Consider the following 15,961-nt stretch of genomic DNA (forward strand, 5'->3'; position numbering starts at 1 on the left):
GGAGAGCGATTGACAGCGACTAAGTATGTAAGGTGTACTTAGTATTATGGCACGCAACCCCGCATCCGCCGAGACCCGCCGCCCGACGGCGAGGTCGGGCTCGGCGCCCGGCAAGCTCCTGCCGTCTGACGCCCGCAAGCACCACAGGTCTCTGATCCTCCAGCACCTCTTCGAGGACGGCTCCTACAGCCGGGCAGACCTCGCACGCATGACCGGGCTCGCGCGCGTGACCGTCTCCGACGTGGTGAGCGACCTCCTCGAGGCAGGTCTCGTCCTCGAGCTCGGTGTCCGCCCCGGGACCCACATGGGCAAGCCCGCGACCCTCGTCGGCGTCAACGTCGCCGGGGGCTACGCCGTGTGCCTGGACCTCTCCGACGACACCGTCCTGCGCGGCGCCCTCGTCGACCTGGCCGGTACCCGCGTCAAGACGACCGAGGTCGACCTCGACGGCGCCGTGGGCCAGGCGGCCGTCGACAAGACGATCGCGCTCGCCCGCCGCCTCGTCGAGACCGCACCCGGTCGTGTGCTCGGCATCGGCGTCGGCACACCGGGGGTCGTCGACCTCGACGGGGTCGTCCGACGCGCGCCCAACCTCGGCTGGACCAACCTCGACCTGCGGACCGAGATCGAAGAGGCGCTCGGCCACCCCACCTACGTCGCGAACGACGCCGACACCGCGGCGCTCGCGGAGGACACCTTCGGCGAGGGGTCGGGCGACGGGCTGCTGCTGGTCGAGATCGGCCACGGTGTCGGCGCGGGCATCCTCGTCGACGGTGCGCTGCTGCGCGGACCTGACGGCACGGCGGGCGAGATCGGGCACGTCAACGTGCTCGCCGACGGCCCGGAGTGCTCGTGCGGACGCCGCGGCTGCCTCGAGGCCCTCGTCTCCGCGCCTCGGCTGCGGGCACGCATCGACGGGCTCAGCGAGGCCGAGGCCGCCGGGGTCCTGGCGGCTGCCGGTCGTCAGCTCGGCAAGATCCTCGCACCCGTCACCCAGGCCCTCGGGCTGCGTGACGTCGTGCTCTCCGGCCCGGACGAGCTGCTCAACGGTCCGCTGCTCCAGGCCGCCGAGTCCACGGTCCTCGCGCTGACGCGGCCCTTCGGCGACCAGCACGTGCGGCTGCGGATGTCGGCCCTCGGGCACGACGGCGTGCTCGCCGGCGCCGCGGCCCACGTGCTCGGCCGAGAGCTCGGGCTGTCGTAGCCCCCACAGACACCCCCCACCGACCGCGACGCCGACGCGCCGCACCGATGCACGACGGAAGGACCCTTCATGGAGATCGTCATCCTGAAGAGCGCAGACGAGATCGCCACGGTGGTGGGCGACGCGATCGAGGACCTGCTGCGCACCCACGAGGCACCCGTTCTCGGCCTGGCGACAGGCTCGTCACCCCTGCCCGTGTACCGCGAGCTCGTCCGGCGGCACACGGAGGAGGGGCTGAGCCTCGCGCACGCCCGGGCGTTCCTGCTCGACGAGTACGTGGGTCTGCCGCACGGCCACCCCGAGTCCTACCGCGAGGTGATCCGGCGCGAGCTCACAGGGCTCGTCGACATCGACGAGTCCCGCGTGCAGGGCCCTGACGGCGGGGCGGACGACATCGCCTCGGCCGGCCCGCGCTACGACGAGGCGATCCGCGCGGCCGGCGGCGTCGACCTCCAGCTGCTCGGTATCGGGTCGGACGGGCACATCGCCTTCAACGAGCCGGGCTCGTCGCTCGCCTCGCGCACCCGTCTCAAGACCCTCACCGAGCAGACCCGGCAGGACAACGCGCGGTTCTTCGACCACGTCGACGACGTGCCGTACCACGTGCTGACCCAGGGCCTCGGGACGATCATGGAGGCCCGCCACCTCGTGCTCGTCGCGACCGGCGCGGGCAAGGCCGAGGCCGTCGCCGCGATGGTCGAGGGTCCCGTCAGCCAGCTCTGCCCGGGTTCCGTGACCCAGATGCACCCCCACGTCACGGTCCTGCTCGACGAGGACGCGGCCGCCGGGCTGCGTCTGACGGACTACTACCGTCACGCCTACGCGCACAAGCCTGCCTGGCAGGGTCTGTGAACCAGGGGCTCGTCCTCGCGCTCGACATCGGGGGGACGAACGCGCGGGGTGAGGTGCTCGACGCGCGCCTGGGGGCGCCGCTCGTGCGGGCCGACCTCCCGACGCCCGAGCGCGACGGCGAGGCGACGATCGCGACCATCGCCTCGCTGTGCAGGCTCCTGCTGGCCGGGCTGTCGGACGTCGACAGGTCGCGGGTGTGCGCCGTGGGGCTCGCGGTCCCCGGGATCATCGAGGGCCCGACGGGTGTCGTGCGGCTCGCGAGCAACCTCGGGTGGGCCGACGAGCCCGTCGCCGCGAGGCTCTCCGCGCTGCTCGGGCTCGACGTGGTCCTGCACCACGACGTCACGGCCGCGGGTGTGGCCGAGCACAGGCTCGGTGCGGGTGCCGGGGCCTCGGACCTGCTCGCCGTCTTCATCGGCACGGGCATGGCCGCGCTCGTCGTGGCCGGTGGTGAGGTCGTCTCCGGCGGTCTGCACCAGGCCGGCGAGATCGGCCACATCCCTGTCCAGCAGGGCGGTCGTCCCTGCCCCTGCGGGCAGACGGGCTGCCTCGAGATGTACGCCTCGGCACGGGCGATCGGTCGGGCCTACGGCGCGCTCACCGGGGACCCTGACGCGACGTCGCTCGACGTCGTCACAGCGCTCGGCTCCGACCCGCGGGCAGACGGCGTGTGGGCTGAGGCGATGGACTGGCTCGCGCACGGGCTGCTCGGGCCGATCACGCTGCTCTCGCCCGCTCGGGTCGTGCTCGGCGGGGGGCTCTCGGCGTCGGGGGCCGTGCTGGTCGACGCGCTGAGGTCGCGGCTCGACGTCCTGTCGCACGTCGCCGCTGTGCCGGAGATCGTCACAGCCTCGCTCGGTCAGCGTGCCGGGGTGCTGGGGTCTGGGCTGGCGACCTTCGACGCGATCGAGCGTCGACAGCTGGTCTGAGAGGGCGGACGGGGCGGGGTCCCTCCGGGGACCTGCCCGGTCCGCCCGGCGTGCGTGGCCGTGCCCAGCCGTGCGGGGAGCGTCCTGCCGTGGCGCGCGCTCAGGTGCGGCTGAGGACCGGGAGCCCGGCGAGGGCCTCGACGAGCGGCGCGACCTCGGGGGTCTGCTGAGCCGTCTCGAGAGCCTCGGCGAGGGCGGCGTCGTGGGTCGGGCGCGCCTGGCGCAGGAGCGCCTCGCCTGCCGGGGTGAGCTCGGTGTAGATGCCTCGACGGTCGTCCTGGCAGAGGATGCGCGTGAGCAGGCCGCGCTCCTCGAGCCTGTTGACCAGGCGCGTGGTCGCGCTCGCGCTGAGCGCCGCCGCGCGGGCGAGCTGCTGCATGCGCATGTGCCAACCGTGCTGGCGGGAGAGCGCGTCGAGGACCGTGTACTCGACGACCGAGATGCGGTGCTCCTCAGCCAGGGCGCGCTCGAGCCTGGACTCGATGATGCCGTGCAGGGCGGCGAGCGTGCGCCAGCCCTCGGCGCGGATCTCGACGGCGTCGTCGGCGATTCCCATGGCGTCTCCTCAGTCGGGGGGTGGGCGACCCCTCCAGTCTAAGGCTTGCGTCGAATGTGCGCGCGTGCAACTATCTAGAACGCGTCTGCAACTAGTGCGGACGCGGGGTATCGCCTCGTGCACCGTCTGGTGGACCCCTCTCGTCCTCGTCTGAAGGAGGGGCCCTGTGCCACTAGGTCTGCTCGCGCTCGCCGTCGGAGGGTTCGGCATCGGGCTCACCGAGTTCGTCATCATGGGGCTGCTGCCCGAGGTCGCCGCGGACTTCGCGGTCACCGAGACCGTCGCCGGGTATCTCATCTCCGGCTACGCGATCGCCGTCGCCGTGGGGGCGATCGGCCTCACCGCGGCGGTGATCCGGCTCGACCGCAAGAAGGTCCTCGTCGGGCTGATGGGCCTGTTCATCGCCGGGAACCTGCTCTCGGCGCTCGCGCCCACCTACGAGCTGCTGCTCGCAGGGCGCATCCTCGCCGCACTGTGCCACGGGGCCTTCTTCGGCATCGGGGCCGTCGTGGCGACCAGCATGGTCGCCCCGGACCGCCGTGCGGGGGCGATCGCGATGATGTTCGCAGGGCTCACCTCGGCCAACGTGCTGGGGGTCCCCTTCGGGACCTTCCTCGGGCAGCAGCTCGGCTGGCGCTCGACCTTCTGGGCCATCACCGTGATCGGCGTGGTCGCCCTCGTCGGGATCGTCGCGCTCGTCCCCGCGACCGCCGACGACGCCGTGCCGCCGCGGCTGCGAGCCGAGCTCCGAGCCTTCCGCGAGCCGCAGGTGTGGTGGTCGATCCTCGTGACGGTGCTCGGCTTCGGCGGCATGTTCGGCGGCTTCACCTACATCGCCTACACGCTCACCGAGGTCTCCGGCTTCGCGTCGAGCACCGTGCCGTGGTTGCTGGTGGTCTTCGGCTCCGGGCTGTTCGTCGGCAACTACCTCGGCGGCAAGGCCGCGGACCGGTCGATCACGCGGACCCTGCTGGTCCTGCTCGCCGTGCTCACAGTCGTCCTCGCGGTCTTCGCGCTCACGGCGACCAGCCAGGTCGTGACTGTCGTGTCGCTGTTCTTCATGGGGGCCTTCGGCTTCGCGACGGTCCCCGGGCTCCAGCTGCGGATCATGGGCCACGCCGCAGGTGCGCCGACCATGGCGTCGGCAGCCAACATCGCGGCCTTCAACATCGGCAACGCCCTCGGGGCGTGGGTCGGCGGCCTGACGATCGGTGCGGGTCTGGGGTACCTGTCACCGCTGTGGGCGGGGGCCGGGATCACGCTCGTGGCTCTTGTCGCGCTCCTGGTCGCGACGGGGCTCGAGCGTCGCGGTCAGGACGGCGACGGTGCCAGGAAGGTGCAGGCGTCTGCGCGGGCGGCGCAGGTCGAGGTCGGCTGAGCCGGCGCTCGGGCCTTCGGGTGCGGGGTCTGGGCTGGGGTGATAGACCGAAGACGTGCGTACTTCTCTCATCGCCCCGGTCCGTCCCGTCCGTCAGCGTCCTGGGTCTGCGGTGCACCGCAGGTCCCTCGCCGTCACCGCCGCGCTCACCGCGGCGGGTCTGCTCCTCGCAGGCTGCAGCTCTGACGACGACGGCGGGGGCGGCGCGACGTCGTCGGCCCCGGCTCCGTCGGCGACCACGAGCGCCGCTGCCTCAGACCCCGCGACGACCCCGGCCCCGTCCGCCAGCGCGACCGGAGAGCCCGCGCCGAGCACCGGCGTGGGTGAGGGGTGCCCCGCGACCGACGGCGGGATCCCGGACGGTGCCGCGATCAGCGAGGTCGTGGACGTGGACGGTGACGGGCGTGCCGACACCGCGTGGATCACCGCCGGGGCTGAGCGGACCTTCGGCATCACGACAGCCTCGGGGGCGACCTTCTCGGCACCGATCGACTCCGCGAGCCCGATCGGTGCGTCGGCCGTGGTGAACACCGTGGGCGCCGACCTCACGCCGATCGCCCTCGTGGACCTCGGACGGCAGGCGCAGCTGTTCTCCCTCGACGGGTGCGCCGTGACGCAGACCGTCGACCAGGGCGGCCAGCCCTACGTGTTCGACCGCGGCTTCGGCGACCAGGGGACAGGGGTCGGGTGCACCGACGTCGACGGCGTGCTGCACCTCGCCGGTCTGCTCGCGACCGAGGAGGGCGACGGCTGGACGGTCACCAGGACCCTCGTCGACCTGGACTCTGCGGGCGAGGTTGCGACCAACGGGGCTGTCGAGGTCGTGGCCCAGGGTGCCGCGGCGACGGACCCCGTCGTCACGACAGCCCAGGAGGTCTCGTGCGGTGACCTGGTCGCCGGCGACGGCGGGCTGGTCGAGCCGACGTCCTGAGCGGGCGCGTCCTCGTGCTGCGTCGAGACGTCGTGTCATCGCGACGTGACGGACGTCGTGGACATCGCCAACCATGCGGCGAGGTCGTCTGAACTTCCTCGAGGTCGTACAGACACGCCGAAGAGACTGACTTTCGGCGAAGATCTGGCGTGTCCGTACGACCTCGAGGGTCGGGGTGCGACTTGGGGTGCCCGGGGTGGAGTGTGGGGTGCAAGGAGGGCGCTGCTGAGGCTTTGCCTCAGGCCGCCTGGGTGACCTTCTCGACGGCCTGCTCGGGCTCGCCGGTGGCGTTCGCCCGGCGCACAGGGATGAGGAAGGCGACGACCGACGCTGCCAGGCCCACACCGGCTCCGATGAGCAGCGCTGTCCGGAAGCCCGTCTCGGTCGGGAGGGCCGTGCCGCCGAAGTCCATCGTCATGTGGGCGAGGATCATGCCCATGATCGCGGCGGCGACCGATGAGCCGATCGAGCGCATGAGGGCGTTGAAGCTGTTGGCCGCCGCGGTCTCGTCCTGCGGCACGGCCGACATGATGAGGGCGGGCATCGCGCCGTAGGCGAGGCCGACACCGCTGTTGCACACGAGGGTGACGACCAGGACGCCCCAGGTCGAGCCGAGCAGCAGCATGGACGAGGCGTACCCGAGGGCGATGACCAGGGCGCCGAGGGCGAGCGTGGTCTTGGGGCCGCGGGTGGCGGAGAGCTTCGCTCCCACGGGGGCGATCGCCATCATCATGAGACCGGCCGGAGCCATCCAGAGCCCCATCGCGATCATCGACTGGCCGAGGCCGAAGCCCGTCTCGACGGGGAGCTGGAGCAGCTGGGGCAGCACGAGGGACTGCGCGTACATGGCGAAGCCGACGAGGACCGACGCGAGGTTGGTCATGAGCACCTGGGGACGGGCGGTCACGCGGAGGTCGACGAGCGGGTCGCGGGTACGCAGCTCCCACCAGCCCCACACGAGGAGCACGACGACCGCGCCGACGAACAGCGAGATCGTGGTGCCGCTCGCCCAGCCCCAGTCGGATCCGCGCGAGATCGCGAGCAGGAGCGCGACGAGCCCGGCGCCCAGGCCGAGGGCACCGACGAGGTCGAAGCGTCCGGGGCGGACCCTGGCGACACCCTGCGGCACGAAGGCGACGACCATGCCGGCCACCACGAGCGAGAGGCCTGCGGCCACCCAGAAGAGCGTGCGCCAGCTGCCGTTCTCGGCGATCGCCGCGGAGAACGGCAGGCCGAGGGCTCCGCCCACACCCATGGAGGCGCTCATCAGCGCGATGGCCGAGCCGACGCGCTGGGCGGGCAGGACGTCGCGGAGCAGGCTGATGCCGAGCGGCACGATCCCCATGCCGAGCCCCTGGAGCCCACGACCGGCGACCATCGGCACCACGGAGGACGACAGCGCGCACACGACGGAACCCAGGACGAGCGGCGCCGTGCAGGCGAGGATGAGGCGCTTCTTGCCGTACATGTCGCCGAGACGCCCGGCGACGGGGGTCGCGATGGCCGCCGTGAGCAGCGTGACGGTGATGACCCACGTGGTGCTCGAGGCCGACGCCCAGAGCAGGGTGGGGAGGTCGCCGATCAGCGGGACGACGAGCGTCTGCATGAGCGCGGCTACGATGCCAGCCAGTGCCAGCGTCGCGATGATGATGCCGGGGCGTGCGCTCGGGCTCGGGGTGGTCTCGCTCATCGGGTGAGGTCCTGTCGTCGGGTGGTGCTGTGCGCCCGGCGGGTGTCGCCGTGCTCGATGTGCACTATACACACGACATGTAACATGCATATTGCAGGTCCGTCGCACGGCGCCACGGACCGAGGAGAGGATGGCCGAGTCCCATGGTGGAGCCCGCGCGGCTGATCGAGCTCGAGATGGTGCTGCTCAACAGGCACAGCATCTTCGACGGACCCCGGAAGGCTGACGCGCACAAGAAGGTCGACCGCAGCGCCTACGTCGTGCTGACCCGGATCGACCTCGACGGACCGCTGTCGATCGGCGAGCTGAGCGCAGCCCTCGGCCTCGACACCTCGACCGTCAACCGGCAGACCGCCGCGATGCTCAAGGCCGGCCTCATCGAACGGATCCCCGACCCTGACGGCGGGATGGCGCGCAAGCTCGCGATGACCTCCGAGGGTGCCGCCAGGCTCGCCTACGCGCGCGACAGGACCGTCGAGTCGCTCGGCAGGGTCATGGCGGGCTGGACCGAGGACGAGGCCGCCGACTTCGCGCGGATGCTCGAGCGCTTCAACCGGGGCATCGAGGCCCTCGAGGGGCGCCCGTGGCCCCGCCCGGGTGATGCGACGACGCGTCCGGACGACGGACAGCCGCGCGACGCGGACGGATCTGACGCCTAGGGTGGACCGGTGCTGACCGGGGCGACGACGACGGGGCGGACGAGAGCGCTCGCGGGTTCTCTGTCCGTGGTGTCGCTCGCGCTCGCGGCCAGCTATGCGGCTGTCCTCGTCGTGCTGCTGCCCAACCAGGTCGCCGGCATCGACCCGTCGCGCAAGGTCGAGAACCTCGCCCTCGTCACGACGGTCTCCTTCGTGGTCGCGATCGCGTCCCAACCTCTGGTCGGTGCGCTGAGCGACCGCACGCGCAGCCGGTACGGTCGCCGGGTCCCGTGGATGGTCGGCGGTGCGCTCGTCTCCGCCGCGGCGCTCTTCGCGATGGGTGGGGCCGGCTCCCTCGTGCTGCTGGGCGCGCTGTGGGTCGTCGCGCAGTTCGCGCTCAACGCCGTCGACGTCGCGTCCTCGGCGGTCGTCCCGGACGAGGTCCCACCGTCCAGGCGGGGCCGGGTCCTCGCCGTCGTCGGCGCCGGAGGGGTGCTCGGTGGCGGTGCGGCGGTCGTGCTCGCCGGGCCGCGCGCGGACCAGCCGGGGACGGTCTACCTCGGTCTCGGGCTCTGCGTCCTGGTCGCGACGGCGGTCTTCGCCGTCGGTGCCCGCGCCCGCCCGGTGTCCGTCCCTGCATCGAGAGCACCCGCGTCGGGCAGGCCTTCGCCGGACGGTCCTGCACAGGGTGGCAAGCTGGCGCTCCGGGGCGGTCGCGCGATCCCTGCCGTCGTGCGGCTCGTCGTCGCGCCGTGGCGCACCCAGGCCTTCACCCGGACCTTCGTCGCGCGCTTCTTCTTCGTCTTCGCCTACCACCTCGTCTTCGCGTACCAGCTGTTCATCCTCACCGACCACGTCGGGCTCGGCACGGACGAGGCGAACCGCGCGATCGGGGCCCTCACCGTCGTCGGCCTGCTGTCCGTGCTGGTGGGCATCACGGTGACAGGCTGGCTCAGCGACAGGACCGGCGACCGCATCCCCTACCTCGTCGGAGCGTGCGGGCTCCTCGCGGTCTCGTTCTTCGTCCCGCTCGGCTCGCCCACCGTCGCCGGGATGGCGGTCTTCGCGGCCCTGCGCGGGCTGGCCTTCGGCGCGCACCTCGCGGCGTCCAGCGCCCTGGTGACCGAGGTGCTCCCCGACGGCGGCGCGTCGGCCGGCAAAGACCTGGGCCTCTACAACATGGCGACCAACATCCCGCAGGCCGTCGCGCCTGCCGTCGCCGCCGTGGTCATCGCGCGGCTCGGCGGCTACCCGGCGCTCTTCGTCACGGCCTCGGTCGCTGCCGTGGTCGCCCTCGTCGGGGCGCTCCTGGTCCGGCGGGCCCGCGCGGCCGGAGATCCCAGCCCAGCTGCGGGCCTCGACCACGACGCGCGGCACGGCACCGCTGCAGCAGGTGAGGCCGAGGCGCCCGGCCGCACGGACCCGGTGGACGCATGACCGGCACCCGCCGCGTCTACGGGGCACCCCGGCTGCCGTCGTGGGTCGTCCCGCGCCCGCACCTCGTCGGTCTGCTCGACGACGCCTCGGCGCTCGTCGTCGTGCGTGGTCCCGGGGGCGGTGGCAAGACTGTCCTCCTCGCGGAGTGGGCCCAGACCTCGGCAGACCCGGACCTGCGCGGCGCCTGGTACGACCTCGGCGACCGTGACGTCACCCGCCGTGGCTTCTGGGCCGGCGTCGCCGGACGGCTCGTCGACGCCGGGCTCGTCGGGCCCGGCGACCTCCTCGCGACAGCATCGGCCTCCATGCGCGAGGTCGGTGACGTCAGGGCCTTCCTCGTCCGGGGTTTCGAGCAGGTCGGTCCGGTGACCCTCGTGCTCGACACCGTCGACAGGCTCGACGACGAGACCACCGCCGACCTGCTCCACGTCCTCGGGGCAGTCCCGACGGTCCGTGCGATCGTCGCCGGACGGTCCGCGTCGCGTCTCGCCGCACCCGAGCTGCGCCTGCGCCTGGACGTGCGCGTGGTGGACGCCGACGCGCTCGCGCTGTCGACCGCGGAGACCGCGCGGCTCCTCGGCGTCGACGACCAGACGGCGGCGACGGCGCGGCAGGCGACCGGCGGCTCGCCCCTCGTCACGCGGGCTCTCGCCCTCGAGCACGAGCACACAGGCCACCTGGACCCCGAGCAGGCTGTCGAGTCGCTCGTGCTCTCGGCCGTCACGAGCCTCGAGCCCGACGTAGTCGGTCTGCTCCGCAGGACCGTCGTCGCGGACGCCGTCTCGGTCGACCTCGCGGAGGACCTCACCGGCCGCGCAGACGCCGCGGCGCTCCTCGACCAGGCGGAGGCGCTCGGGCTCGGGACGTGGAACCGGCCGGGGCACGAGCGGGTCTTCACGTACACGACCGTCGTCAGGGCCGCCCTGAGGGCCGACCTCCGGCGGTCCTCGCCCGAGCTGTTCGCGGAGCTGCGCGGACGGGTCGCGCTGTGGGCCGACACGCACGACCGGCCCGTCGAGGCCCTCGAGGCGGCCGTCGACGCGGGCGACGTCCCGCTGGCCAACACGATCGTCCGCAACCACTGGCGCGGGTTCTTGACCGAGTTCGCCGGGACCGTGCGCCGGACCGTCTCACCGCTCGGGCTCGTGAGGCTCCGCCGCCACCCCTTGCTCGTGTTCTTCGTGGCGCTCGGCTTCAACGCCGACAGGCGGGGCCGGGCACGCGCGATCGCCCTCTTCGGGCTGGCCGTCGCCTCGGCGCGCGTCGCGAGGTCGACGGTCCCGCCCGAGGAGCGGCTGGTCCTGCGAGCCGTCGAGATGATCGCCCTGCGCCTCACCGGGCGGGGCGGCGCCGCGGCAGGTGCCGCCGACGACGTGGTCCGCCGCATCGACGACCTCACGCCCGAGCAGCACGCGCAGATCCTCGACCTCCTGCCGCAGGTCTACGCGCACTGCGGCGTCGCGCTCCTGCACGCCCGCCGCTCGACCGACGCCGTCGCCGCCTTCGAGCGCGGGCTCGGGGAGGCGACGACCGCGCTGGCGGCGCTGCCGAACCTCGCGCTGCTGGCTGGCACCCACGCGCTCGAGGGCTCGATGTCACGGGCGCGGGCCCTCGTCGAGGACGCCCGCGGACGCTCGTGGCCGGAGGGCTGGGTCGACGGGTACACGGGCTCGCTGCTGCAGGTCGCCGAGGCGCTGCTCGCGGTCGAGGACCTCGACGTCGAGACGGCCCAGCACCACCTGGACCTGCTCGAGCGGCACCTGGAGACCATCGAGCACTGGCCGCTGATCGCCCACGTGCAGGCGCTGGTCGACCTCCTCGCTCGTGGCGCCGACGCAGCGCTCGAGAGGCTCGAGGCCACCCGTGCCACCCACCAGGCGCGGCGGTCGGCGCACCCGGCCACGGAGTCCACGCTCGTGGCGACCCGGGCGCTCCTGCTCGTCGCCGCTGGCCGTGCGCACACGGTCCTCGTGTCGCCGCCCGACGCTGCCAAGGATGCCGCGGCGGCTGTCGCCCTCGCCAGGGCCCAGCTCGCCGCCGGGCTGCCGGAGAAGACCCTCGCGACCCTCGCGCAGAGCACCGGGGCGCCCTTCTCCTCGATCCGCACGCAGACCGACCGGGCCCTGCTCGAGTCTGTCGCCGCGCTCGCCACCGGGCACGAGACCGAGGCCGTCGCGGCGCTGTCCCGCGCCTCGGCGCTGCTCGGGGTCCACGGCCTCCGGCTGCCGGTGATCGTCCTGAGCGCTGACGACCGCGAGAGGCTGCGTGGGCTCGCCGGCCGGCACGGGCTCGTCGAAGCCGAGGCGATCCTTGGCGAGCCGTGGCCCGAGGTCGTCCCGTCGAGCGGTGACGTGCCGGTCCTGACCCCGCGGGAGACGGTGATCTTGCGCGAGCTCGCGCGGACCGGGTCGACGACGGAGATCGCCGAGCGTCTCGTGGTGAGCAACCACACCGTGAAGTCGCAGCTGCGCACGCTCTACCGCAAGCTCGGGGTCGGGTCGCGCTCGTCGGCCCTGGCCGTCGCGCGCCGGCTGGGGCTGCTCGACGACGAGAGCCGCCTCGCCAGGCTCGACGACGAGAGCCGGGCCTGAGCCGAGACCGGTGGGAGGGCTCGTGCTCCCGGAGGCACGACGACCGCCACACGTGCGACGGCCGCCAGACGCACGACCGACCTGACTCGCGCGACGACCCTGGCACGCACGACGACCCTGGTGTGCCGGGGGGAACCGGTGCACCAGGGTCGTCGTCGGCAGGCTCAGGCCTGCCAGTCTTCGTCGTGCTGGGCGGTGTCCTGGTGAGGGACTAGGAGCGCGTCGTCCGACGACGACGCAGGACCAGGCCGGCTGCGCCTGCCAGCACGAGCGCCAGGGCCGTGCCCGAGGCGACCAGCACCTCGGTGCCGGTCGTGGCGAGAGCGGCTCCGGGACGGGCCGGTAATGCCGGTGCTGCCGGCGCGGCGGGCGCCGCGGGTGCTGCCGGGGTGCTGGGCGCCGGGGTCGGGGCGGGCGCCTCGGCCAGGTACGTCACCGTGATGGTCGCCGACGTGAGGTTCCCCTCGACGTCGGTCACCTGGTAGGTCACCGGGGTCGGGTCGCCCTCGAAGCCGGCGAGCGGCACGAAGGTCACAGCACCCGTCTCGGGGTCGACCGTCCAGGTCCCCTCACCGGGGACCGTGAGCGTCGTGACGAGCTCACCCGTCGCGGGGTCCACGAGCCTGACGCTGCTCGGGTCGAGGGTGCCCGTGTCGTTGCCGACCACGTCGACCGTCACGGGCGTGCCGCGGACGTTGTCCACGTCGACGTCGTCCTGCGCCTGCGGCAGGTACGTGACCACCACGAGCGCGGAGACGGGGTCGCCCGCAGTCCCGAGCACCTCGTAGGTGACGGGTGTCGGGTTCTTGGTGAACCCGTCCTCGGGCACGAAGGTGACCGTGCCGGTCTCGAGCTGGACGGTCCAGGTGCCCTCGCCGGGGACCGTGACCGTGAGGACACGCTCACCCGTCACCGGGTCGACGAGCCGCAGCGAGCTGCGGTCGACCGAGCCCGTGTCGTTCGGGAGGACGTCGACGACGACGGGCGAGCCCACGGTGTTGCCGTGCTTCGCGTCGTCGGTCGCGACGGGGAGGTACGTGACGGTGACCGTCGCCGAGACGAGGTCGCCCGTCGAGTCGGTGACCTCGTAGGTCACCGGGGTCGGGTTCCCCGTGAAACCGTCCGCCGGGGTGAAGGTGACCGCTCCGGTCGTGGGGTCGACCGTCCAGGTGCCCTCGCCGGGGACGACCAGCTCGGAGACGCGCTCTTCGCCGTCGACCAGCACGACGGTCGTCGGGTCGAGGTCGCCCGCGTCGTTGGTCAGCACGTCGACCGTGACGACCTCGCCGATGGTGTTGCCGTGGTCGACGTCGTCGGTCGCGTCGGGGACGTAGCCGACGGTCACCCGGGCGCTCGTGGTGTCGCCCGTCGTGTCGGTGACCTCGTAGGTGATGGGGGTTGGGTCGGTGAGGAAGCCTGCCTCGGGGGTGAAGACCACCGCGCCCGTCGTCGGGACGACGGTCCAGGTGCCCTCGCCGGGCACGACCAGACGGTCGGTGCGGGCGCTGCCGTCGACGAGCACGACGGTGCTCGGGACGAGGTCACCGGTGTCGTTGGTCAGCACGTCGACCGTGACGACGACGCCGATGGCGTGTCCGAGGTCGGAGTCGTCGGCCGCGGCCGGGACGTAGTCGACCGTGACGACGGCCGTCGCCGTGAGGCCGTCCTCGTCAGAGATCCTGTACGACACCGGGGTCGGGTCGGTGAGGAAGCCGGCGACGGGGGTGAAGACGACGTCGCTGCCCTCGACGGTCCAGGTGCCCTCGCCGGGGACCACGAGCTGCAGACCGGGCGACGTGCTGGTGGCCGGGTCCCACAGGACGAGCGTGGTGGGGTCGAGCGGGCTGGTCGTCGCGGTGTCGTTGCCCAGCACCGGGACGCGGACGGTCTCGCCGATGGTGTTGCCGAGGTCAGAGTCGTCGGTGGCCGTGGGCGGTCCGACGACGGTCACGACGGAGGTGTCGCTGTTGTCGTCCTGGTCGCCGCGGTCCTGGACCGTCGCGGTGTTCTCGAGCGTCGTCCCGGGGGTGTCCGTGACGGCCTGGGTGTAGGTGATCGTGACGCTCTCGCCGACGTCGAGCCCACGGCGACCGTCAGCCGCGCCACCGAGGAGTGCGTGCTCGCGCGAGCACGTCACGGTGCTCGGCAGGGGTGAACCGACCACGGCATCGCACGAGAGCGGCCCGCGCTCGAAGGTGTCGTTGGTGCCGCCCGCGACGACCACCGAGGTGACCGACGTGGCGCCGTCGCCCGGGAGCGTGTCCGTGAGGGTGAGGATGTCGCCGCGCGTCATGGCCTCGGGGCCGTTGTTGACGACGGTGACGGCCCAGGTGACCGTCGAGCCGACAGGTGCCCGGTCGGGCGAGCCTGTCGGAGCGCCGTCGACCGAGGCGGTCTTGGTCACGGCGAGGTCGTAGCCGCACTCGACCCAGTCGAGCTCGATCGAGCCGTCGGCGCCCTTGCCGGTCCCCGTCTGACGGCCCGAGGCCGCCGAGGTGACGTCGGAGGCTGTGCCCGCCACGAAGGACGAGCCACCGCCACCGCCGCCGCCGGCCACGGTGTTGATCCCGTTGTCGCTGTTCTTGATGATGGTCGACGCGCCGCCGCCACCGCCGGTGAGACCGGCACCGCCGCCGCCTCCGGCGTCGTAGTTCGGGTCGGCTGCACCGGCACCACCGGCACTGCCGGATCCCGGCTGGCCGTTCAGGGTCGGGTCGGTGCTGTGCACGCCGCCCGCGCCGGGCTGGCCGTCGCGACCGCCCTGACCGCCGCCGACCTGAGGTCCACCCTCGAAGCCGTCGGTGCCGTCGGCGCCTGCCGCGACCTCACCGGCACCGGCCGGGAGGCCAGCGTCTCCGCCGAAACCGTCGGTGGTGACGGAGTGCCCGCCACCGCTGCCGCCGCCGCCGCCCGCCAGCACGGCGACGTCGTCGGGGGTGGTCCCGCCGAGGAACAGGACTGTCGAGCCGCCTCCACCAGCACCACCGTGCTGGGAGACGGCCGTGCCGCCGGTCCCGCCGCCGTTGACGCCGCCTGCGCCGCCAGCCGCGTTGACGTTCTCACGCCCGCCTCCGCCGACGGTCCCGCTGAAGGTGGTCCCGGGTGTCACCGCGAAGGTCGCGGTGATCGCGGCCCCGGCGCCGTTCGACCCGGTGCCGTTGGCACCCGCGGCCGAGCGTCCGCCGGCACCGCCGACGACTGTCGCGCGGACCGCGCAGATGCCGTCGGGGACGGTCCCGGCGACCTGCGCCCCGAGCCCGAAGCTCGAGGTCGATGCCTCGGGTGCCGGGGCTGCCCAGGCCGCGCCGGGCAGCGTCAGGCCGCCGAGCGCGAGGCTGAGGGCTGTCGCCGCGACGGCGGCAGGTCGGACGGACCGGCGCGCGGTGCGCGACGTCTCGGTCGTGGATGGTGGCTTCACGGGTGCTGCTCCTCCAGAGTGGGGTCACGTCTCGGTCCGGCCGAGATCGACGCGCGTCGCACTCTGAGAAGGCCGTCTCGCGGCTCGTCCAGGTCTCGGCGCCCACCTATGCTCGTGACCCGCTGGGGCCTCGGGGCGCGCGAGGGCCGGACTTCATCCCGGGTTTCATACTCCGCAGGGCCCGCAGGGCCCGCAGGGGACGGCCGACCTCACAGCGGTCCCAGACGGCGATGAGGAGACCTTTACGCGCCGGTCACCGCCGCGCAACGACGCGCGTCGACTCCCGGACCAGGCTCAGAGCACGACGGTGGCTGCCGTCCGTTCCGAGAGGGAGTCA

11 protein-coding genes are annotated in these 15,961 nt (G+C 73.1%); 8 read left to right on the plus strand and 3 right to left on the minus strand.

The genetic code is table 11. The features are described from left to right. Nucleotides 1–46: 46 nt before the first annotated feature. The 3 genes from ASG53_RS14345 (at nucleotide 47) to ASG53_RS14355 (ending at nucleotide 2,985) form a co-directional block, all read left to right on the plus strand. Nucleotides 47–1,204 carry an ROK family transcriptional regulator gene (locus tag ASG53_RS14345; protein ID WP_056134819.1) on the plus strand — a complete coding sequence of 386 codons (1,158 nt, stop codon included), beginning with the start codon at nucleotides 47–49 and terminating at the stop codon, nucleotides 1,202–1,204. 69 nt (nucleotides 1,205–1,273) lie between these two features. After that, nucleotides 1,274–2,056 carry a glucosamine-6-phosphate deaminase gene (gene nagB / locus ASG53_RS14350; protein ID WP_056134822.1) on the plus strand — a complete coding sequence of 261 codons (783 nt, stop codon included), beginning with the start codon at nucleotides 1,274–1,276 and terminating at the stop codon, nucleotides 2,054–2,056. Next, on the plus strand, nucleotides 2,053–2,985 hold the full coding sequence (locus tag ASG53_RS14355) for an ROK family protein (RefSeq protein WP_056134825.1): 933 nt from the start codon (nucleotides 2,053–2,055) through the stop codon (nucleotides 2,983–2,985). The genes nagB and ASG53_RS14355 overlap by 4 nt, the downstream gene beginning before the upstream one ends. Before the next feature lie 100 nt (nucleotides 2,986–3,085). Here ASG53_RS14355 and ASG53_RS14360 read toward each other — a convergent pair whose 3' ends face one another. Continuing rightward, nucleotides 3,086–3,541 carry a MarR family winged helix-turn-helix transcriptional regulator gene (locus tag ASG53_RS14360; RefSeq protein WP_056134827.1) on the minus strand — a complete coding sequence of 152 codons (456 nt, stop codon included), beginning with the start codon at nucleotides 3,539–3,541 and terminating at the stop codon, nucleotides 3,086–3,088. A 166-nt stretch (nucleotides 3,542–3,707) separates the two neighbouring features. Here ASG53_RS14360 and ASG53_RS14365 point away from each other — a divergent pair, with 166 nt between their 5' ends. Then, nucleotides 3,708–4,919, plus strand: coding sequence for an MFS transporter (locus ASG53_RS14365; RefSeq protein ID WP_056134830.1), 1,212 nt, complete (start codon nucleotides 3,708–3,710; stop codon nucleotides 4,917–4,919). Nucleotides 4,920–4,974: 55 nt separating this feature from the next. After that, nucleotides 4,975–5,850 (plus strand): hypothetical protein, encoded by an 876-nt coding sequence (locus tag ASG53_RS14370; protein ID WP_156382820.1) that lies wholly within the window; start codon nucleotides 4,975–4,977, stop codon nucleotides 5,848–5,850. Between the two features lie 238 nt (nucleotides 5,851–6,088). On the opposite strand, the gene ASG53_RS14375 is transcribed toward ASG53_RS14370, so the two are convergent. Then, nucleotides 6,089–7,540, minus strand: a complete 1,452-nt coding sequence (locus tag ASG53_RS14375; protein WP_056134835.1) for an MFS transporter — start codon at nucleotides 7,538–7,540, stop codon at nucleotides 6,089–6,091. A 143-nt stretch (nucleotides 7,541–7,683) separates the two neighbouring features. Here ASG53_RS14375 and ASG53_RS14380 point away from each other — a divergent pair, with 143 nt between their 5' ends. The 3 genes from ASG53_RS14380 to ASG53_RS14390 are packed head-to-tail and all read left to right on the plus strand — an operon-like array spanning nucleotide 7,684 to nucleotide 12,206. Next, nucleotides 7,684–8,199 carry a MarR family winged helix-turn-helix transcriptional regulator gene (locus tag ASG53_RS14380; protein WP_056134838.1) on the plus strand — a complete coding sequence of 172 codons (516 nt, stop codon included), beginning with the start codon at nucleotides 7,684–7,686 and terminating at the stop codon, nucleotides 8,197–8,199. Between the two features lie 9 nt (nucleotides 8,200–8,208). After that, nucleotides 8,209–9,615 carry an MFS transporter gene (locus tag ASG53_RS14385; protein ID WP_056134841.1) on the plus strand — a complete coding sequence of 469 codons (1,407 nt, stop codon included), beginning with the start codon at nucleotides 8,209–8,211 and terminating at the stop codon, nucleotides 9,613–9,615. After that, complete coding sequence (locus ASG53_RS14390) at nucleotides 9,612–12,206, plus strand: LuxR C-terminal-related transcriptional regulator (protein ID WP_056134842.1); 2,595 nt, start codon at nucleotides 9,612–9,614, stop codon at nucleotides 12,204–12,206. Before ASG53_RS14385 ends, ASG53_RS14390 begins: the two co-directional genes overlap by 4 nt. 211 nt (nucleotides 12,207–12,417) lie before the next feature. On the opposite strand, the gene ASG53_RS14395 is transcribed toward ASG53_RS14390, so the two are convergent. Continuing rightward, nucleotides 12,418–15,624, minus strand: coding sequence for an Ig-like domain-containing protein (locus ASG53_RS14395; RefSeq protein ID WP_056134845.1), 3,207 nt, complete (start codon nucleotides 15,622–15,624; stop codon nucleotides 12,418–12,420). Nucleotides 15,625–15,961: the final 337 nt, after the last annotated feature.

This window comes from Sanguibacter sp. Leaf3 (assembly GCF_001425965.1).
Taxonomy (GTDB): domain Bacteria; phylum Actinomycetota; class Actinomycetes; order Actinomycetales; family Cellulomonadaceae; genus Sanguibacter; species Sanguibacter inulinus.